Annotated in this window: 16 protein-coding genes; 2 read left to right on the forward strand and 14 right to left on the reverse strand. The window is 58.7% G+C overall.

Annotated elements, in window-relative coordinates; translation table 11 throughout:
- Positions 1-359 precede the first annotated feature (359 nt).
- The 8 genes from ASF70_RS04630 to ASF70_RS04660 all read right to left on the reverse strand — a co-directional run bounded on the left by ASF70_RS04630 (position 360) and on the right by ASF70_RS04660 (position 7,470).
- The gene (locus ASF70_RS04630; protein ID WP_062577838.1) at positions 360-1,034 is read right to left on the reverse strand and encodes a response regulator transcription factor; all 675 of its coding nucleotides are present in this window, start codon (positions 1,032-1,034) and stop codon (positions 360-362) included.
- A 40-nt stretch (positions 1,035-1,074) separates the two neighbouring features.
- Positions 1,075-1,296: a hypothetical protein gene (locus ASF70_RS23895; protein ID WP_139283875.1), complete on the reverse strand. Its 222-nt coding sequence runs from the start codon at positions 1,294-1,296 to the stop codon at positions 1,075-1,077.
- Complete coding sequence (gene ugpC, locus ASF70_RS04635) at positions 1,293-2,363, reverse strand: sn-glycerol-3-phosphate ABC transporter ATP-binding protein UgpC (protein ID WP_062577840.1); 1,071 nt, start codon at positions 2,361-2,363, stop codon at positions 1,293-1,295. The genes ASF70_RS23895 and ugpC overlap by 4 nt, the downstream gene beginning before the upstream one ends.
- Positions 2,360-3,187 carry a carbohydrate ABC transporter permease gene (locus ASF70_RS04640; protein WP_062577842.1) on the reverse strand — a complete coding sequence of 276 codons (828 nt, stop codon included), beginning with the start codon at positions 3,185-3,187 and terminating at the stop codon, positions 2,360-2,362. The genes ugpC and ASF70_RS04640 overlap by 4 nt, the downstream gene beginning before the upstream one ends.
- Positions 3,184-4,086: a sugar ABC transporter permease gene (locus ASF70_RS04645; protein WP_062459955.1), complete on the reverse strand. Its 903-nt coding sequence runs from the start codon at positions 4,084-4,086 to the stop codon at positions 3,184-3,186. Before ASF70_RS04645 ends, ASF70_RS04640 begins: the two co-directional genes overlap by 4 nt.
- 118 nt (positions 4,087-4,204) lie before the next feature.
- Entirely contained in the window at positions 4,205-5,440 is a 1,236-nt protein-coding gene (locus ASF70_RS04650; RefSeq protein ID WP_062577844.1) for a sugar ABC transporter substrate-binding protein, read from the reverse strand.
- A 78-nt stretch (positions 5,441-5,518) separates the two neighbouring features.
- The gene (locus ASF70_RS04655) at positions 5,519-6,421 is read right to left on the reverse strand and encodes a sugar phosphate isomerase/epimerase (protein WP_062578388.1); all 903 of its coding nucleotides are present in this window, start codon (positions 6,419-6,421) and stop codon (positions 5,519-5,521) included.
- A gap of 14 nt (positions 6,422-6,435) precedes the next feature.
- Positions 6,436-7,470, reverse strand: a complete 1,035-nt coding sequence (locus tag ASF70_RS04660; RefSeq protein WP_062577846.1) for a Gfo/Idh/MocA family oxidoreductase — start codon at positions 7,468-7,470, stop codon at positions 6,436-6,438.
- A 133-nt stretch (positions 7,471-7,603) separates the two neighbouring features.
- On the opposite strand from ASF70_RS04660, the gene ASF70_RS04665 reads away from it, so the two are divergent.
- A complete protein-coding gene (locus ASF70_RS04665) occupies positions 7,604-8,620 on the forward strand; it encodes a LacI family DNA-binding transcriptional regulator (RefSeq protein ID WP_062577848.1) in 1,017 nt (338 codons plus the stop codon).
- Between the two features lie 85 nt (positions 8,621-8,705).
- Here the strand turns inward: ASF70_RS04665 and ASF70_RS04670 are convergent, their stop codons facing one another.
- Positions 8,706-10,556, reverse strand: a complete 1,851-nt coding sequence (locus tag ASF70_RS04670; protein ID WP_082471765.1) for a heavy metal translocating P-type ATPase — start codon at positions 10,554-10,556, stop codon at positions 8,706-8,708.
- Positions 10,557-10,858: 302 nt separating this feature from the next.
- Complete coding sequence (locus tag ASF70_RS04675) at positions 10,859-11,689, reverse strand: universal stress protein (RefSeq protein WP_082471802.1); 831 nt, start codon at positions 11,687-11,689, stop codon at positions 10,859-10,861.
- Positions 11,690-11,939: 250 nt separating this feature from the next.
- Here ASF70_RS04675 and ASF70_RS04680 point away from each other — a divergent pair, with 250 nt between their 5' ends.
- Positions 11,940-12,641, forward strand: coding sequence for a CBS domain-containing protein (locus ASF70_RS04680; RefSeq protein ID WP_062577851.1), 702 nt, complete (start codon positions 11,940-11,942; stop codon positions 12,639-12,641).
- Between the two features lie 131 nt (positions 12,642-12,772).
- Here ASF70_RS04680 and ASF70_RS04685 read toward each other — a convergent pair whose 3' ends face one another.
- The 4 genes from ASF70_RS04685 to ASF70_RS04700 form a co-directional block, all read right to left on the reverse strand.
- Complete coding sequence (locus ASF70_RS04685) at positions 12,773-13,507, reverse strand: CBS domain-containing protein (RefSeq protein ID WP_156461765.1); 735 nt, start codon at positions 13,505-13,507, stop codon at positions 12,773-12,775.
- A gap of 69 nt (positions 13,508-13,576) precedes the next feature.
- A complete protein-coding gene (locus tag ASF70_RS23525; protein ID WP_082471766.1) occupies positions 13,577-13,936 on the reverse strand; it encodes a TraR/DksA C4-type zinc finger protein in 360 nt (119 codons plus the stop codon).
- Positions 13,937-14,080: 144 nt separating this feature from the next.
- Positions 14,081-16,486: a phosphoketolase family protein gene (locus ASF70_RS04695; RefSeq protein ID WP_062577857.1), complete on the reverse strand. Its 2,406-nt coding sequence runs from the start codon at positions 16,484-16,486 to the stop codon at positions 14,081-14,083.
- Positions 16,487-16,559: 73 nt separating this feature from the next.
- Positions 16,560-17,756, reverse strand: a complete 1,197-nt coding sequence (locus ASF70_RS04700) for an acetate/propionate family kinase (RefSeq protein WP_062577858.1) — start codon at positions 17,754-17,756, stop codon at positions 16,560-16,562.
- Between the last annotated feature and the right edge of the window lie 529 nt (positions 17,757-18,285).

Raw genomic sequence — 18,285 nt, forward strand, 5'->3', positions numbered from 1 at the left:
TCATTGAGCCGTTAACCTCGAATTGTACGCCCGTGGTAAAGCGCGGCACGAAAATGCTCCATGCCACATCTTTCTGTGTAGTCGGTCGTTCGAGTGAGACGCGATAAATCGCGGAGGAGGTTGCGTCTTCGGAGACGGGGCGAAAGTCCGGGAGGTCCACAGAACGGAATTGGCCTGTCGCGTCTTGAAGCTCAACGCCGCTCAGTTCATAGACCGCGGGAGGCAGGGGCGGGCCGATCTGGCGGGCCAGGATGCAAAGGACGATGAAGACAGGTTGCAGCGCCAGGTACAGCAGCAGCCAGCCGATCCTGCCACGCGGTCGAGCCATCCTTCCAACTTGGTGAGCGGCAGCTTTCATCCTAAAGCTTTATCAAGCCCTGCTGCAAGGCTTCGAATACGGCCTCACCGCGGGTATTCACCTCGAGCTTGCGATAGATGTTCTTTATATAGCCGGGAACGGTCTGGCGTGAAATACCCAGATAATCCGCGATGTCGGCGTAGCTGAAACCCTTGGCGATGCCCCACAGAATGTCGATTTCGCGCGCTGTCAGCTTGGCGGTATTCAAGTCCGTCGCGACGACGGGATCCTTGACGCCTTGGGTCCGTTTGACGATGAAACGGGCTATCGAGGCCGAGATTGGCGAGTGGCCCCGCATAAGATCGCGCACCGTGTCGGCGATGTCGGTCAGCAGAGCGTCCTTCAGCAGATAGCCGTTGGCACCGAGTAAAATAGCCGAAATGACGCTTTCTTCATCGCCCAGGATGGAGATGACCAAGATCTCGGTGGTCTGGCTATGCTGCCGGACGTCGCGGATCAGGTCCATGCCATGGCCATCGGGTAGCTGGAGGTCAGTCAGAAGCACATCAGGATAACCAGACCTCAGCACTTGGCGCGCCTCCGAGAGCGTTCCCGCCTGAAGAACCGAAAATGCGGAAGCATCGGACAGGCCGTCAGCGATACGCTGACGTGTTGGTCCATCGTCCTCGACGATGACAACGGATATAGGTCCGGCTCTCTCCGTTTGGGTGTTCAAGATAACACTCGCTTTCAGGCCTCGGCTTGGCCAGAAAGGATTATTGAGCAAATCCCCAAACCGCGCCAGCCATGAACATGGGGGTGTGGCGGGTCAGAATTGGCGGACCGCAAGGGGAAAATGCAGAGAAGAAAGCCGCAGCGGAAAAACAACGGTGCCAGCTGCGCTCACCAAAACCGGCCAGAACGATTTCTGCAAGCCGTCGGACGCGGCCACCCGGCTCAAGAGCGTGGTTACGCTTGTCGCCATAGGCATCAATCATTCAATCCGACTGTCCGTTTCCGCATCGAACAGATGAATGTGTTCCTGCTGAAAATTTAATCCGACGGTTTGACCGCCGGTTATTGGAACCCGCCCATTTACGACGACGACACATTCGGGCGTCGTTGCCGTTGTGACGAAGGTCGTTGACCCTGTCGACTCGACCAAGGCCACTGGTGCTTCCAACAAACCCTTGCCGTCTTCGGCGATGGTAAGATGTTCGGGCCGCAGACCGACGACAAGATTTCGATTGGCCGGAATGGTTCTGTCGAGACCGATCGTCTGTGGCCGGCCAAGATCCAGGATGAGGCTTCTTCCATCCGGTCCTGTCGTTGCCGGAATGAAATTCATGGCCGGCGATCCTATAAATCCGGCAACGAAACGGTTGACCGGTCGGTCATAGAGTTCAAGCGGCTGGCCCTGTTGCTCGATCACGCCCTGGCGCATGACCACGACGTGATCAGCCATTGTCATCGCTTCGATCTGGTCGTGCGTGACATAGACCGAGGTCGCGCCAAGCCGGTCATGCAGTGCCCTGATTTCCTTGCGCATATGGACACGCAGGGCGGCGTCGAGGTTGGACAGTGGCTCATCGAACAGAAAGGCTTTGGGATTGCGGATAATGGCCCGGCTCATCGCGACACGCTGTCGCTGTCCGCCGGAGAGTTCGCGGGGATAGCGATGCAGCAGGTCCGACAGGCCGGTAATGGCGGCCACGTCCTCTGCCGCCTTCTTCGCCTCCGCCTTCTTGGTGCCGCGAATGCGCAGGCTATAGGTGAGGTTTTCCTCAACCGTCATATGCGGGTAGAGCGCATAGGACTGGAACACCATGGCGAGATCCCGCTTGCGGGGCGGTACATTGTTCATGCGGTCGCCGGCAATAACAAGGTTACCTTCGGAGATCGATTCAAGCCCTGCGAGGGCGCGCAGAAGCGTTGATTTGCCACATCCGGACGGTCCCACCAGGGCGACGAAAGCGCCTTTGCGAATGGTGAGGTCGATGTTCTTCAGCGCGTGATAGGCACCGTAATATTTGTTGACGCCCGACAATTCGATTTGATTGGTCATTTGAGAGCTCCCGATGTGAGGCCGGAAACGATGCGGCGCTGCAGAAGGACGAAGATGGCAAGGATCGGGGTTACGTACATCGTTGCGTACGCCATGATGTTGTTCCATTCGCTGGTGTTTGGGCCCATGAACGAGTTGAGACCGACACTTGCGGGCTGCAATTCGATGTTCTGGATCATCGACTTCGAATAGACGAACTCGCCGAATGCCTGCATGAAGATGAGAATGGCGCTGACAAGAATACCGTTGCGGGCAAGCGGGAGCACGATGTTGAAGAAGGCACCGATGCGCGAGTTGCCATCGACTAATGCGGCCTCCTCAAGCTCCATCGGCACAGCCATGAATGTCGCCCGCACGAGAACCACGAAGAACGGCATGCTCTTTGCCGCTATCGCCAGGATGACGGCAAAGCGCGGGTAGTCCAGCAAACCGACTTGGGAGAACCCGACGAAGATCGGCGTGATCATCAGCGATGCAGGCAGAACCTGCAGCATCAGAATGAGGAACAGGCCCACATCCACCCAGCGGTTACGGTACCGCGCCAGTACATAGGCACAGCCGGTACCGAGAACGGCGATGAGCGCCACCGATCCAAAGGCGATCAGCGTTGAGTTCCACAGGTAGCGGCCCATGTTCCGGCTTTCCCAGACATACGCGAAGGTGCTCCACTGCGCTGTCGATGGCCAGAAGCTGGGTGGGGTGGCAAACATCTCAGAGCCCGTTTTGAGAGCCGTGACGTACATCCAGTAGAGCGGAAACAGGTAGATCGCCGCCATGATGATGGCGATGGCGAGCATCAGGCGGTTTCGGTTGGTTTCAGTCATCCGCGCACCTCATGACGGGTCGAGCGCACATAGACGATAGCCGCAAACATCACGAACACAGTCATGATGACCGAGATCGTGGCACCTTTGCCAAAGTCGTATTGCCGGAAGGAGAGGTCCCAGGCCCAGTATTGCGCGACATTGGATGAGTTGTTCGGCCCGCCATCCGTGATTGCCGCGAACAGATCGAACTGTTGCAGTGTGAAGATAAGCCCGAGCGAAATGATCGCACCGATGGTGGAGCGCATCATGGGCAATGTGATGGTCCAGAAGCGCTGCCAGGCGTTTGCACCGTCCAGCTCGGCTGCTTCATAGAGATCGCCGGGTATGGCGGAAAGACCGACGGACAGAAGGATCATATTGAACGATGTGCCAAGCCAGATATTGGCGAGCACGACCGCCCAGAGCGAGAAATTGGGGTCTGAGCGCCAGAAGATATTGCTGTCGATCAGGCCGCTTTCACGCAGAAAGAAGTTCAGGACGCCAAAGTCCCCCGACAGTATCCAGTTCCAGATCGCACCGACGACCAGACCCGGCATGACCCAAGAGACCAGAAATAATCCACGAAGCCACGATGATCCCGGAAAGTTGACCCAGAAAAACAGCGCAAGGCCAAACCCGATGAGAAACTGGCCTGCGATCGAGCCGACCACGAAAATGACGGTGTTGAAGAGAATAGGCAGGGTTTCGGGCTGCTTGAACAGATCGATGTAGTTCTTGAAGCCGACGAATGGCCTGATGATGCTTCCCAGACTGAACATGTCCACTTCCTGAAAGCTCATCAGGATATTGTAGAGCAAGGGCAAGCCCGCAAGAATGAACAGGAAGGCAAAGGGAACTCCGACCAGGCCAATGTCGAAGCCGCGGCCGTCCGTGATGCTGGAAAGTATCCTTTTCATGGAAACCCCATAAGATCCGGTGTGGAGCTGTCCGCTCTTGACGAACGAGACAGCTCCTTCCGGGAGGAAAAGGTGGATGGCACGAGTGCCCTCGGCTCCTGAGAAAGGCAGTCCTGCCTCAGCCTTCGATAAGCTTGATCTTCTCTGCAGCCTGATCGAGCGCGGCCTTAGGCTCCATCTGTCCGGTCAGCGCCGCCTGGACGGCATCTTGAATTGCCTTGGAAATCTTCGGCCATTCTGGCGAAGGGCCGCGTGGCTTGGCATATTTCAGCTGTTCCACGAAGGTCTTGAGGGCCGCATCCTTAAGCGCATTTCCGGTCGGCGGGATCGGCAGGTCGGAACGGGCAGGGATCTGGCCGAAATCCTTGTACATGGTGACGTCTTTGGAGGCGAAGAACTCAAGCGCCTTGAACGCCTCTTCCGGATGTTTGGTATTGGAGAAAATCGCCCAGTTGTAGTCGCCCATAGCGGAAGAGCGCTCGGCACCTTCCTGCGGCACTGGCAAGAGCGCGGTTCCCCAGTCAAACTTGGCATCGGTCACCATGCGGTCGATTTCCCAAGGTCCGGATATCGCCATCGCCGCATTGCCCGCATTGAAGGTTGCCGTGGAATCCCACTGGCTGCGCGTCAATGTGTCGGGAGATGTCATTTTGCCGTCGAGCAATTGCTTCCAGATCGTCAGCGCCCGGACAGCCCCATCACTGTTGATGGACTTGTAGGTGGCGCCGCCCATCTGTGCCCAGGGCAGGAACTGGAACGTGCCTTCCTCATTGGCTTTGGCCGAGAAGGTGATGCCGTAAACATTCTTGGATGGGTCGGTCAGCTTCTTGGCGGTCTCGAGCAACTCGTCCCAGGTCTGCGGCGGCTTTTCCGGATTCAGACCCGCAGCCTTGAACAGGTCCTTGTTGTAATAAAGCGCGATCGTATTGGTCGCTTTCGGCACGCCGTAATATTTTCCGTCCCAGGTGGCGGAGGCGAGCGGGCCGGGGAAGTAGTTTTCCGGCTTGATCGTGCTTGAACCGGCAATCATGTCGGTAAGGTCCAGAAATGCCTTGCGGGACGCAAACATGGCATGATTTGGGTTGTCGATTGCGATAATGTCAGGTGCTTTACCGGTCGAATAGGCTCGCATCGCCTCGCTGACCACATCGTCGAACTGAATCTGGCGATATTCGATCTGGATGCCGTTCTTCTGGGCGTTGAATTCCTTGATGAGATTGGGGGCGGGCTGAATGTCGCGGTCGAGCGACCATAGCGTCAGCTTGACGTCTTCTGCCTGAGCGCTGAGCGCAAAGAGCGATGCAGTTGCTGCAAACGCCGTAGCGATGGCGATCGTATATGTTCGGATACCCATATTGTCCTCCTTTGTGGTTCTCCGGAATGCACTTTCGCGCGGCGCGGCCTCCTCCTTGCCGCGCCAACATTGAACGATCTAAACCGGGTCGACGACGAAATCGCCGCCGCGCGCCTGTTTCAGGTGATTGAGACCGTGAACCTGTCCGGTCATCTCCAGTCCATCCCGATAGACCGGGTCGTGCCAGCCTTCGATGTCGATGGAGCCGGACCAGCCCGCCAGTCGCAGCTCGGAGATGATGTCCGTCCAGTTGCTGTCGCCGAAACCGGGTGTGCGCATCAATACGAACGGATGTTTGCCGAAAATGCCATGTTCGCGAATGACGTCCCACCGAATGGTCGCATCCTTGCCGTGGACGTGAAAGATCTTCGAAGCCCATTTGCGGATCTGCGGCAGTGGGTCGATGAGATAGACCATCTGATGGCAGGGTTCCCATTCAAGCCCAATATTGTCATCGGGGGTCTCGTTGAACATCAGCTCCCAGGCATCCGGATTGTGAGCGATATTCCAGTCGCCCGTCGCCCAGTTGCCGTCCATGGCGCAGTTCTCAAAAGCGATTTTCACACCCTTGTCCGCCGCCCGCTTGGCCAGCTCACTCCAAACCTGCTTGTAACGTGGGAGGCTGTCGGGCAGCGGCTTGTTGCGGATGCGGCCGGTAAAGCCGGCAACGCACGTCGCTCCAAAATGGTGGGCGTTGTCGATGCAATCCTTCCAACCCTGCAACGTCTGAAGGTCCATGTCGGTCTCTTCGAGCGGGTTACCGAACATGCCAAGTGTCGACATTGTAATGTCGCGATCTCCAATCGCCTCGCGGCAGCGCTTGCCGAGCTCGGCAATGTCCTGGCCATTGGTCGTCTGCCAGAAAAAGGGCTCGAAACTTTCAAACTCCATGTCGGCGATCTGCGCAATGCGTTCTGCAGCCTGCCCCTTCGAGGCGCTGACCATGGTGCCGATGCGAATGGATTTTTCCTGCTGGTTGATCAATGTCACGGTCCCTATGCTGAAATGTCGACGGATTGGCCCGACTTGGCGCTTTCGATGGCGCCAAGCACCATGGCCAGGCTTTTTATATTGTCGTGGTTGACTGTTTCGGGTTCGCGCCCGGTGCTGATGGCATCGAGGAAATCGGCGATCACGCTGGCGTGGCCGTGGGTTTCCTCGTCTCTGGCAGGGGCAGGGACGTCGATTGACGTAAAGCCCGGGAGGAGGCCGGGATCGTTCCCGGCAACGGCAGCCCTAAACGTATCTTGGCCATCCCAGGTCAGCATGCCTTTCGAGCCGACAATGCGCCACGCGCTTTCCCAGCTGGTGCGCTCGCCTTCGGCACACCAGGAACCTCGATAGGTAAAGACCACATCGTCCGAGAAACGGAAAATCGCATTGGCCGCAGCGCCATGGGCGTACCATGAGCCGGCCGGATTGGTTTCAACGCAATAGACCGAGAGGGGCGCCTTGCCGGACACGAAACGCGCTGCATCAAACGTATGGATCGCCATGTCGAGGAGCAGGACATTCTCCATCTCTTCTCGAAAGCCACCGAAATGTGGGCCGAGGAAGAAATCGGAATGAATGCCCGTGACCTCGCCGATCGCGCCGCTTTCGACCAGACGACGCATGCGGCGGACGCCTGCAATGAAACGTCGGTTCTGAACGACGGCATGAATACGACCCGCTGCGCTGGCGGCACGGCGCAGATCCTGCGCTTCCTCCATGGAGGTTGCCATCGGCTTTTCGCTTAAGACGTGGCAGCCATGGGCGAGGCCGGCGCTGACCACCGAATGGCGAGCGTTGGGGATGACGACATCCAACAGGATGTCTGGCCTGGTCTCCGCGAGAACAACTTCCAGATCCGTCCCGATAACCGCTTGTTGAAGATTGAATTCGGTTGCAAGCGCCTCAGCTGTCGCTCGGTCGAGATCAACGAGGCCAACGATTTCTATGGCATCTTTGATGTGGGGCGTGTCCCGCACCGCCCGGAGCCAGCCTTTGGCCATAGCTCCGCATCCACACAAAACAGCATTGTATGTCACTGGTATCCTCCTCCTTACGGAAATCAAAACTCCTCTTCCGATTTTCCGTAAACGTTTACGGTAGTATGGACAGGAGCCAGAATTTGTCAATATTGTTTTGGGCGACGCATTCGGGTCCGCGGAAAGGCAGTTCATGAAGGGCATTCGCCAGCTGGCAAATTATCTAGATATATCAATAGGAACTGTGTCCCGCGCCTTGAACGGAAAGGCGGACGTGAATGAAGAGACTCGGCGCCGGGTTCTCGAAGCGGCCACCAGACTGGGCTATGTCGCCAACCAGTCGGGGCGTTCTCTGCGCAAGGGGTCGACAGGCGTCATCGGCTTCATGATGCAGACGGGACCCGAAATTACAGGCCAGGGCGACACGTTCTTTATGAGTGTCTTTGACGGCGTGCAAACCGTCCTTGCCCGTCACAAGCTCGATCTCGTCGCACTGCTGTGTTCATCCGACCAAGACCCGGACGCCTATCTTCAGCGCGTCGTCGCGCGTGGCTTCGCGGATGCTGTCATTCTCTCTGCCACCCGTCTCCACGATGCGCGTTTCGAACTGCTCGCTCGCCACAATATTCCCTTCATCACCTTGGGGCGAAGCCAGACCGATGTCGGCCAGCCTTGGATCGATCTGGATTTCGAGGGCATGGCAGAGGTCGCCATCGAGCGGCTTGTGAAAAGCGGTCACCGGCACATCGGCCTGATCTGGCCGAATGGTGATCTGAACCTCGGCCATCTGTTCGTTCACCGATCCCAGGAGGTTCTTGCCCGGCACAATCTGTCGCTTTCGCCGGAGCACATTTTTCGTGCCACGCCGAGCGAAACGGGTGGCTATGGCGTGGCTCGTCAGATCATGGACTGCGAAACCCGTCCGACGGCTGTTGTCCTTGTCAACGAGACGTTGGTGACCGGGCTCTACCGTGGGCTGGAAGAGGTCGGGCTGATGCCCGGCAAGGACATCGCCATCATCGGGCGGCAGAGCCCGCAGGCCCAGTTTCTCAAACCAAGCCTAACCTGCTTCAGTCTTTCTCTTCGCGATCTCGGCATAAGCCTTGCCGAGGGTCTGTTGTCTGTCATGCCGGAATACAAGTTGCACTACCCCGATGCCGTCAAACGTTTGGTATGGCCCATGGACCTGATTGAAGGTGAGAGCAGCTGAGAACTGCCGCCTCTGTAGATCGGGTCGTCGATCCAAGCCAAACCAAGCAGTGGCGGTAGAATAGACAGGCGCGACGCCAATCGCGTTATGACAGACGCGAGGCGGAAGGTCGGATTCTTAGGGCACGCAGGGCGTTGAGGATGACGGCGATATCGATGATTTCCTGAAACAGTGCACCCTGCACCGGCGTCAAATACCCCGCTGCGGCGAGGATCATCGCGCCCACCGATAGACCGATGCCCGCAAAAATACTCTGTAGCGCGATCCGTCGACAGGCGTGCGCAATCGCGATGCCCTCCACAATCCTGTCGAGCCTCTCCACCAACAGAACCGCATCGGCCGACTCGATGGCGGCAGCTGAGCCATGCGCACCCATGGCAAGTCCGATATTCGCTGCAGCAAGGGCAGGCGCGTCATTCACGCCATCGCCGATCATCATCACCGGCGCGCGTGTCTTTTCATCCTTGACGATGTCGATCTTTTGGCCTGGCGAGAGGTCGGCTCTGACCTCATCGAAAGGCAGGCCGGCGGTGATTTGGCGTGCGACAATCGCGCGGTCGCCCGTGGCCAGAATGATCCGCGTTACCCCAATTGCCTTGAAACCGTTCAACGCCGAAGCAGCTCCCGCCCTGAGTTGATCCGAAAACAACAAGATGCCGGCAAATTTCCCGTCGATCGCGACCGCTGCGGCGATGGTTCCTGGTGTGTGTGCGTCGTTGATTTCAACGCCGTAGGCCGAGGCGATGAAGTTGATGCCACCGATGGCAACCTTTCTGTCGCCAACCGTCCCGGCAATTCCTTCGCCGGGTTCCTCGCTCACCTGTTCCGGCGAAACAAGGCTCAAGTTCCGGGCATGCGCTGCATCAACCAGCGCCTTGGCGGCCACGTGACTCGATGCCTGATCGAGCGAGGCGACGAGGCGCAGAAACTCGTCCTCCGGCCAAGATGTAGAAATTTCTCGCAGGGTCGGTCTGCCATCGGTCAGCGTCCCTGTCTTGTCGAGCACCAGCGTCCGGATCATGCTTAGCTCTTCAAGGATTTTTGCCCCCTTGATCAGAAGACCGGAGCTTGCCGCCCTTGAGACACCAGCAGCCCAAGCGATCGGTACGGCGAGGATGAGTGGGCAGGGTGTTGCGACCACGAGGACAGCGACGGACCTGACGGGATCCCCGGAAATCCACCAAGCCAGCAAAGCGATTGCGATTGTGACGGTCAGGAAGACCAACGCATACCGGTCTGCCATGCGGGCCATCGGCGCCTTGCTCTGCTGGGCCGCCTCAACAAGCTTCAAGATGCCCGCATAGGTACTGTCGGAGGCTGCTTTTGTGGCGGTCATATTAAAGAGGTCACCGACATTGGCGGCCCCGCTCATGACGATATCGCCCGGGCGTTTCTTGGCAGGCAGCGGTTCGCCTGTCAGTGCGGACTCGTCAAGAACAGCCTCCCCGTCGTTCACGGTGCCGTCGACCGGCACCAGATCGCCACGCCGAACAACAAGACAGTCGCCAACTGCTATGGAATCGACCGACACTTCCTCCATCTGGCTTTCACGGCGCCTCGTTGCCACATGAGGTGCACGCGAAAGAAGCGCGGTCATCTCCCGTCGGGCTCTGCCCTCGGCGACATTCTCGAGATATTGACCGCCGGAATACATCAAGGCCACGATCGTCGCCGCAAGGTATTCGCCAAAAAGAAGGGCTCCGCCCATTGAGAGAAGCGCGATGACATCCAGACCGATTTCACCGGCGCCAATGCGCGCGATGATCTGGGCAACGAGGGCGACCATGACGAGGCCGGTCGCAAGCGCCAGCGATGTGACATAGAGATCCTGAAATCCGCCGTGCCAGGCGATCAATCCTATTGTCAGCCCGAAGATCGGGGCCGCGACGAGAAGGGGCCGTAACGGCCGGAGCCAGTGTTCCAGGGGCATAGTCATCCTCGTCTTCAAGCGCTTGTTGATGAGGCAGGGGACCGTCACAGGGGGACCGCTACCAGGGACCGACCGCATGATCAGGATTGCAATCTTAGAGTGCGGTATTCCCACCCCGGTTGCCGCCGAGACGATTTGTATAGGATCGACCGGGTCAGCGACGCGGGAACGTGCTGGACGGACCAAGCCCTGAACCACGAGAACCATCGGGCGCGCGACGGCCATGAGGCCGTCAACGCGCCGGACGGAACGAGAGGCCCGACCGCAGCCGATGCCCCTAAGGTTCGAAGACTGTGCGTGACAGCCGCTCATCGGGCCATGAATATCGGAAAATCCGAAGATTCCAGCAAGGTAGCCGTCACACCGCCGAAGATACGTTCATGCAGCCGCGAATGGCCGTAGGCTCCCATGACGATCATGTCGCAGCCGGTTTCCAATGCATGCTGCGTGAGAATGTCCTCGGTTGCTCGGCCGCCGCTCGCCAGCTGTTCGACGACAACCTTGATGCCATGTCGCGAGAGAAATGCGGCAACGTCTGCGCCAGGCTCGCCCCCGTTTTTGAAGTAGGCACCATCCGGATCGACGAGAACGACATGCACGGCATCGGCTCGTTTCAGAATATCCAGTGCATCCTTGGCGGCTGTTGCGGATTCCGCTCTGGAATTCCAGGCGAGAAGAACATTTTTGGGCGGAAAAGTGATGTTGCCCTTGGAAGGGATCAGCAGGATCGGCGTGCGGGCGTCAAAGGCTGCAGCTGAGACCACCAGACGTCGCAACCCTCTTTCGCGCCGGACGCTGTTGCCGAGAATGACGAGGTCGGCATACATGGCGCGCACGCCGATATTGCTCTGAAGGATGAAATTGTCGTCGTAAAAGTGATCGATATCAAAGGAAATGGCGCTCTGGCTGCACAGCGCCTCGGCGGCCGTCTTGACGTTGACCAGCGCCTTTATCTCTGCCTGCCGTTGCTCAAGCCAGGCGGTCCCCACGGGATAGTCGGACGTGATCGGCTGCAACGCCGTGCCGATGACCATGATCGAAAGATGCGCGTCTGACTCAATTGTCAGCTCGATGGCCTTAGCAATATCGGCGTTGGCGCCGTGTTCACCGACGACAGCAAGAATAGTTTTGAACGACATGGTTGGCTCCATCCATTTCAGAGGTTTTGGATGAAGCAAGCCTAGAAGCCTCGGAAGAGATGGCGATGATCTTTGTCAATCGATGGGTACGAAAGCGCTTTCGGGAGACCGAACAGGTCCATTATCTTCAGACCGGCCTCTTCGCACACGCGTTGCCCGGACTGGGGCGCTCGAAGCGGTGATCGTTGATGAAGATCAAGGACGGCCCGAGCCGCGGGTTTAACCTCCCCACAACGAGGGAGAAAAGACCATGCAGACCGTGCGATCAATCATGACGGCAGATCCGATTTCTGTTCACCCAGACGCCAAGATCTGGGAGGCGGCCAACACCATGTTGGATTGCGGGTTCAGCGGTCTGCCCGTGATCGATATTGACGAGCAGGTGCTGGGCGTGATCAGTGAAAGCGATTTCCTGCGACGCGGGGAGCTTCGGTCGCAGGCTTCGCCCGGGATGTGGCGTAGGCTGTTTTCGTCACGCGGTGCGTTGGCGGAGGATTACGCGAAAGCTTTCGGGAAAGAGGTGAGCGAAGTCATGTCCTCGCCGGCGATCACGGTAGAGCCATGGATAACCGTCGAAGATGCCGCGAACCTGATGGGCGATCGCGGCATCAAACGCCTGCCGGTTGTCGAAAATAACAAGCTTGTCGGCATCGTCACGCGAGCCGACATCATGCGCACCCTGATCCGACAGATGTCAGCGTCCGCCGTCGATCGGATCGACGCGGATATCAAAGCCGGACTTGAGGCTGAATATGACCGGCAACGCTGGGCTGACACCATCATGGTGGCCGTCGACGCGACTGTGGTCACACTTGAAGGCAGGGTACTGGATGCACGCGAGAAGACGGCTGCGCGGGTCGCGGCTGAGAACACTCTGGGTGTCACCAAGGTGATCGATCAGATTCTGGTTGTCGGACTACCGGAGATGCCAGTCTCACCTCCAGGATTTTGAGCCGAACAGTGCCTGCGCAGGCGGACCGTACGAAATCGCTCGCGCATGGTCGTCTTCGTTTTGAGGGGCGGTCGCCGCCTACGCCTGCCTATTTGGACAACCGAAAGGCGTTGGACAAGGCAAACGTCGCGTCAGTGGTCCAGTGTCTCAACGCAGTTGGTTTCGAAAATCAGGCCGGCTACACCAGCAACGCTTTCTGCGACGACTTGCATGGCACGCCGTTGCGCAGGCGAGGGGACAGGGCCGAAGATCTCGACGATCGAATTCCTGACCTCAATTGTAAGTCGCTCTGGCTCGAGGCCGAGCTCCGAGCGCAGCCGCGTCAAAACTGCAAGCCGCAACGCGACATCTCCTTTTGCCACGGCATCGCGGTTTGCAGTCACGGCCCGCATGATATCGCTCCGACTGATGATCCCCACGAGCCTTTCCGACTGAAGAACGGGCAACCGTTTGACACCATGCGTCCTGACAAGCGCGGCAACATCCGCAAGCGATTGTTGTGGCGAGACGGAGATAACGTCCTTTGTCATCGAATCTGCCACGGTGGTGCCGTGCGCTCGCACGTAATTTTCGAAGAAACTATCGTCAGGATCTTTCGGTGGAGACTGCGGGCCGAGATTGAAGACGCTCCGACTCAAGAGATCGCCTTCCGTCAGCATCCCGACGACTTGACCATCGTCGCTGATCACCGGCAGACCGCTGACCTTGTGATCGAGCATCAGCTGGATCGCATGTTTGATACTCGTGTTCGCCGACACGCAGATCGGCCTCTGTGTCATGAAGTCCCTGACCAACATCAAACAATCCTCTCGCAGCTTTTGTTCACTTTGACAGATGCGATGCTGGAGACCTTTGATCTTGCGCAACGCAAGGCGCCCGAGACGCAGCCACTGCCGGAATTCACGCCTTCGCCCGTAACGCCGCCATAGGGCTGTCTAGAGATGCTGAAGCGCGTGTGCGCAGGATTGGCAGAACGGCGTGTGCGGGACGACGTCGAGACGTTGCTCGCTGATGGCATTGCCGCATTTGGCGCAGATACCGAAAGTGCCTTCCTTTACCCGGTGAAGGGCGGCCTCGATCGCCAACAGCTCCGTTTGCCCCGCCTCGCCGAGCTCATCCAGAACCTCGTCGTTGTTGCGTTCGACGGCACGATCGTCGTCGTCGCGATTACGAGGTTGTTCAAAGTCATGCTCGATTTTTTCGAGGCGTGTTTGCAGATACTGCTGTCGTTGGAGGAGGATCGCCTTGAACTTCGTCTCGCGCTGCTTCCGCTGCTCAAATGAGAATGTCGTCATCGTGTCCCCGAGTTTTAAGTGTGAGACCGGATATTCTTCCACTCGCAGGCAAGGGCATTGATCGTGGTCAAGCGGACTTGGTGCTTCCGCTCAAAGCAGCCCGAGCGTGATGAGGTCGGGCTGCTTCGTTTGATGTCCGGCCTCTTATCCGACCGTCTCGATGGCTTTCCATTTCCAGTCGCGAATCTCCGGCATGTCCTCGCCATGTTCGCGGACATAGCGTGTGTGTTCCGCCAGCTTGTCCTCAAGCATCGCGATCACGCTGCCTGCCTTGTCCTTCAAACCGGGTACGCGTTCGATCGCCTCGATCGCGAGATGGAAGCGATCGAGTTCGTTCAGCACCGTCATGTCGAATGGAGTTGTCGTCGTGCCTTCTTCGATGAAGCCTCGAACATGGATGTTCTGGTGGTTGGTACGTTTGTAGGTCAGCCGGTGGATGAGGTAGGGGTAACCGTGATAGGCGAAGATCACCGGCCTGTCGGTGGTGAACAGACGATCGAACATCTCGTCTGAGAGACCATGGGGATGCTGGTCCTGCGATTGCAGGGCGAGCAGGTCGACGACATTGACGACGCGTATGCTGAGTTCCGGGATCGCGTCCCGCAGCAGGCAAACCGCCGCCAGCGTCTCGAGCGTCGGCACGTCACCGGCGCAGGCCATCACCACGTCGGGTTCGACCGCACCGTCCTCGTTGCCAGCCCAGTCCCAGATGCCGATGCCGGCCTCGCAATGCCGGATCGCTTCGTCCATGGTCAGCCATTGCGGTTCAGGTTGCTTGCCGGCAACGATCACGTTGACGCGGTCCCAGGTCTTCAGGCAGTGATCGCCGATCCACAACAGAGTATTGGCATCCGGCGGCAGGTAGATGCGCACGATATCCGCCTTCTTGTTGGCAACGAGATCGAGGAAGCCCGGGTCCTGGTGGGAAAAGCCGTTATGGTCCTGCCGCCAGACATGCGAGGTGAGCAGGTAGTTGAGCGAAGAGACTGGCTTGCGCCATGGCAGTTCACTCGACACTTTCAGCCACTTGGCGTGCTGGTTGAACATCGAATCGATGATGTGGATGAAGGCCTCGTAGCAGGAGAAGAGGCCATGCCTGCCGGTCAACAGATAACCTTCCAGCCAGCCCTGGCAAAGATGCTCTGAAAGCACCTCCATCACTCGGCCGTCGCGGGACAGATGCACGTCGTAGGGCTCGATCTTCTCCATCCAGACGCGGTCGGTGACCTCAAAGACATTGCCGAGCCGGTTCGATTCCGTTTCGTCCGGACCAAAGATGCGGAAGTTCGAATTCGCGTCGTTGCGCTTCATTACGTCGCGCAGATACTTCCCGAGGATCTCCGTCGTCTGCACCATGTCGGCGCCCCGCGTCTTTACGGGCACCGCGTAGTCGCGGATGTCGGGAACGATGAGTTCCTTGCGCAAAAGGCCGCCATTGGCGTGCGGGTTGGCACCCATGCGGCGTTCGCCGCCGGGCGAAAGCGCCCGCAATTCCTCTTTCAGCCGGCCGTTGGCGTCGAACAGATCGTCCGGATTGTAGCTCCGCATCCAGTCCTCGAGGACCTTGCGATGCCCGTCGTCCTCGCGGCAGCCGGAGACCGGCACCTGGTGCGCGCGCCAGAAACCCTCGACCTTCTTGCCGTCGACTTCCTTTGGTCCCGTCCAGCCCTTGGGGCTGCGAAACACGATCATCGGCCAGCGTGGGAAGCCTTCCGACACCGTACCGTCGCGGGCTTCGGCCTGTATCGTGCGGATGCGATCGAAAACCGTCTCGAATGCCGCAGCCATCTGCCGGTGCATATCGGCAGGCTCATGGCCCTCCACGAAAAACGGTTCGTAGCCGTGCCCGCGGAAAAGGTGCTCGATGTCTTCGTCCGCCATGCGGCCGAGAAGAGTTGGGTTGGCGATCTTGTAGCCGTTCAGATGCAGGATCGGCAGCACCGCACCGTCGCGGGCGGGGTTCAGAAACTTGTTCGACTGCCAGCTTGCGGAAAGCGGTCCGGTCTCGGCCTCGCCATCGCCGACGACGCAGGCGACAATGAGGTTCGGATTGTCAAAGGCTGCGCCATAGGCATGCACCAGAGCGTAGCCGAGTTCGCCGCCTTCATGGATCGAGCCCGGGGTTTCCGGCGCTGCATGGCTTGGAATGCCGCCAGGGAAGGAAAACTGCCGGAACAGTTTCCGCATACCTTCGGCATCCTCGGAGATGTCCGGATAGATTTCGCTATAGGTGCCTTCGAGATAGGTGCTCGCCACCATGCCGGGACCGCCATGGCCGGGACCGCAGACATAGATCATGCTGAGATCGCGGTTGCGGATCATCCGGTTGAGATGCGCATAGATGAAGTTAAGCCCGGGCGTCGTGCCCCAGTGGCCGAGCAACCGTGCCTTGATATGCTCCGGCTTCAAGGGCTCCTTCAACAGTGGGTTGTCGAGAAGATAAATCTGCCCGACGGAGAGATAGTTTGCCGCCCGCCAATAGCGGTCGATGAGCGTCAGCTCCTCGGTGCTGATCTCGGGCGTGACGGGCAGGTTGTTACGTAGCTGCATCTTCTTGCTCCTTCGAAAGGGCGAGTGATCGAAAATTACTGTCGTGACTGGGAGCGACGCCTCCGCGGTGCCGTCAGGTGGCGGGATGTTCCCTCGCGCGAAAAACGGACAGGCACTCCTCTGCGATCATCTGTTCTTCATCCGTAGCGATGACATGAAGGGCAACGCGGCTTGCCGCGGTGCTGATCGTGGGCGCGTTGTTTTGATTGGCCGAACCGTCCAGCTCTACGCCCAGCCACAAAAGCTGGTCTGCAATACGCCTGCGGATCTCCGGTTGGTTCTCGCCAATGCCGGCGGTGAAGACGAGGCCGTCGAGCCCACCGAGCGTGGATGCAAGCCTCCCGACCTCGCCGGCGATCCGGAGCGTGAAGAGATCGATTGCCTCCCGCGCTTCTTCACTGTCGTTCTCCAGGAGCTCGCGCGTATCGCCGCTAAGGCCTGAAACACCCAGCAGGCCGGACTTGTGGTAGAGCATGTCCTCCACGTCTTCGACCGACTTGCCGAGCGGCCCCAGAAAATGCAGCAGCACACCGGGATCAAGCCAGCCGGGTCGCGTTGCCATCGGGATTCCGTCCAGCGTCGAAAAGCCCATGCTGGAATCGCGGCTGAGACCGTTTTCGATGGCGCAGAGGCTGGCGCCGCTGCCCAGATGGGCGATGATGACCTTGCCGTCCGCAATACCGGGCGCCTTGGCGGCCAGTGCACCGGCGACGTAGCGATAGGACAGTCCATGGAAGCCGTACCGCTTGATACCCTCGTCATGATAGGCGCGCGGAATTGCGAGACGCCGCACGAGGTCGGACTGTGTCGCATGGAAAGTCGTATCGAAGGAACCGGTCTGGAACAAATCAGGGCGCAGGTGCCGGACGGCTTCGATCATCCGTAGCGCCTGGGGCTGATGGAGTGGCGCAAGTGCCGTCAACGACCGAACCTTCGCAGCAGTCGCGGTCGTCAGTTCCACGGGACCGTCGAAGACGTCGCCGCCATGGACGATGCGGTGACCGGCGGAGGTGACGGCGTCGAGATCGAAATGGGCACTCAGTTCCCCGAACACCTTGTCCATCAGGCCGGCAAGATCGTCGCCGGAAGCGCCTTCCAGCGACAGTTCGAACTGCGCCGGACCTTCCTTCAGATGCAGCGACACGGGGTCGCTTGCAAAATCGACCACGGCTTTGCCGATCCGCTCAGGCCTTTCACCGTCCACTCTGAAGATGCCGATTTTCACGGATGAAGATCCGGCATTGAAGGTGAGGAGAAGCTTGTCCGTCATAAAGGCGTCCTTGTTTCACGTCCTCTTGCAGCCCGCGGCTCGACACGGCGCTGTAATGGCAATCATTCAGTAGTCCTGCGACCGCATGGCTGGGCTTTGGGGCCGCGTGTTCAAAACGGTCGTTCTCGGTGGCTCGCCTCCGGTAACTCTTTCACCCGGAATGGTGCGGCTCTCATTGATAAAGCGCAATGCAACGGGGCGTTGATCGTTGAGCCATTGTGGGTCAGGCGTTTGTGGCGCAGCGGATGTTGGCAGAGGACCAGTTGAAGACCGTCGCCTGATTTCCGAGCAGGCATGCCTTCCAGGTTCATCGGGCGAATGGATAAGCACATCCTTGCGCTCTCCTTCGATCCTCACGCTACGCGCTGAAGAAGGCGCTTCAGCGTCCATATTGCGTCTTTCTTCACCCGCGCTGACCCTTCGACATCTGCAGTCGTTGCGTTGACCGCCGTCAATGCAGGCTCAGCCGGTCCACCAAAGAGTAACGGTGCAATGGGGGGATGGAGATGGATGCGGACTATACGGTCAG

Source organism: Rhizobium sp. Leaf321 (genome assembly GCF_001423215.1).
GTDB lineage: Bacteria > Pseudomonadota > Alphaproteobacteria > Rhizobiales > Rhizobiaceae > Neorhizobium > Neorhizobium soli.

Coding starts and splice junctions, on each gene's coding strand:
- ASF70_RS23895 (WP_139283875.1), bottom strand. CDS start 1,296: ATGATTGATGCCTATGGCGACAAGCGTAACCACGCTCTTGAGCCGGGT.
- ugpC (WP_062577840.1), bottom strand. CDS start 2,363: ATGACCAATCAAATCGAATTGTCGGGCGTCAACAAATATTACGGTGCC.
- ASF70_RS04640 (WP_062577842.1), bottom strand. CDS start 3,187: ATGACTGAAACCAACCGAAACCGCCTGATGCTCGCCATCGCCATCATC.
- ASF70_RS04645 (WP_062459955.1), bottom strand. CDS start 4,086: ATGAAAAGGATACTTTCCAGCATCACGGACGGCCGCGGCTTCGACATT.
- ASF70_RS04650 (WP_062577844.1), bottom strand. CDS start 5,440: ATGGGTATCCGAACATATACGATCGCCATCGCTACGGCGTTTGCAGCA.
- ASF70_RS04665 (WP_062577848.1), top strand. CDS start 7,604: ATGAAGGGCATTCGCCAGCTGGCAAATTATCTAGATATATCAATAGGA.
- ASF70_RS04670 (WP_082471765.1), bottom strand. CDS start 10,556: ATGACTATGCCCCTGGAACACTGGCTCCGGCCGTTACGGCCCCTTCTC.
- ASF70_RS04675 (WP_082471802.1), bottom strand. CDS start 11,689: ATGTCGTTCAAAACTATTCTTGCTGTCGTCGGTGAACACGGCGCCAAC.
- ASF70_RS04680 (WP_062577851.1), top strand. CDS start 11,940: ATGCAGACCGTGCGATCAATCATGACGGCAGATCCGATTTCTGTTCAC.
- ASF70_RS23525 (WP_082471766.1), bottom strand. CDS start 13,936: ATGACGACATTCTCATTTGAGCAGCGGAAGCAGCGCGAGACGAAGTTC.
- ASF70_RS04695 (WP_062577857.1), bottom strand. CDS start 16,486: ATGCAGCTACGTAACAACCTGCCCGTCACGCCCGAGATCAGCACCGAG.
- ASF70_RS04700 (WP_062577858.1), bottom strand. CDS start 17,756: ATGACGGACAAGCTTCTCCTCACCTTCAATGCCGGATCTTCATCCGTG.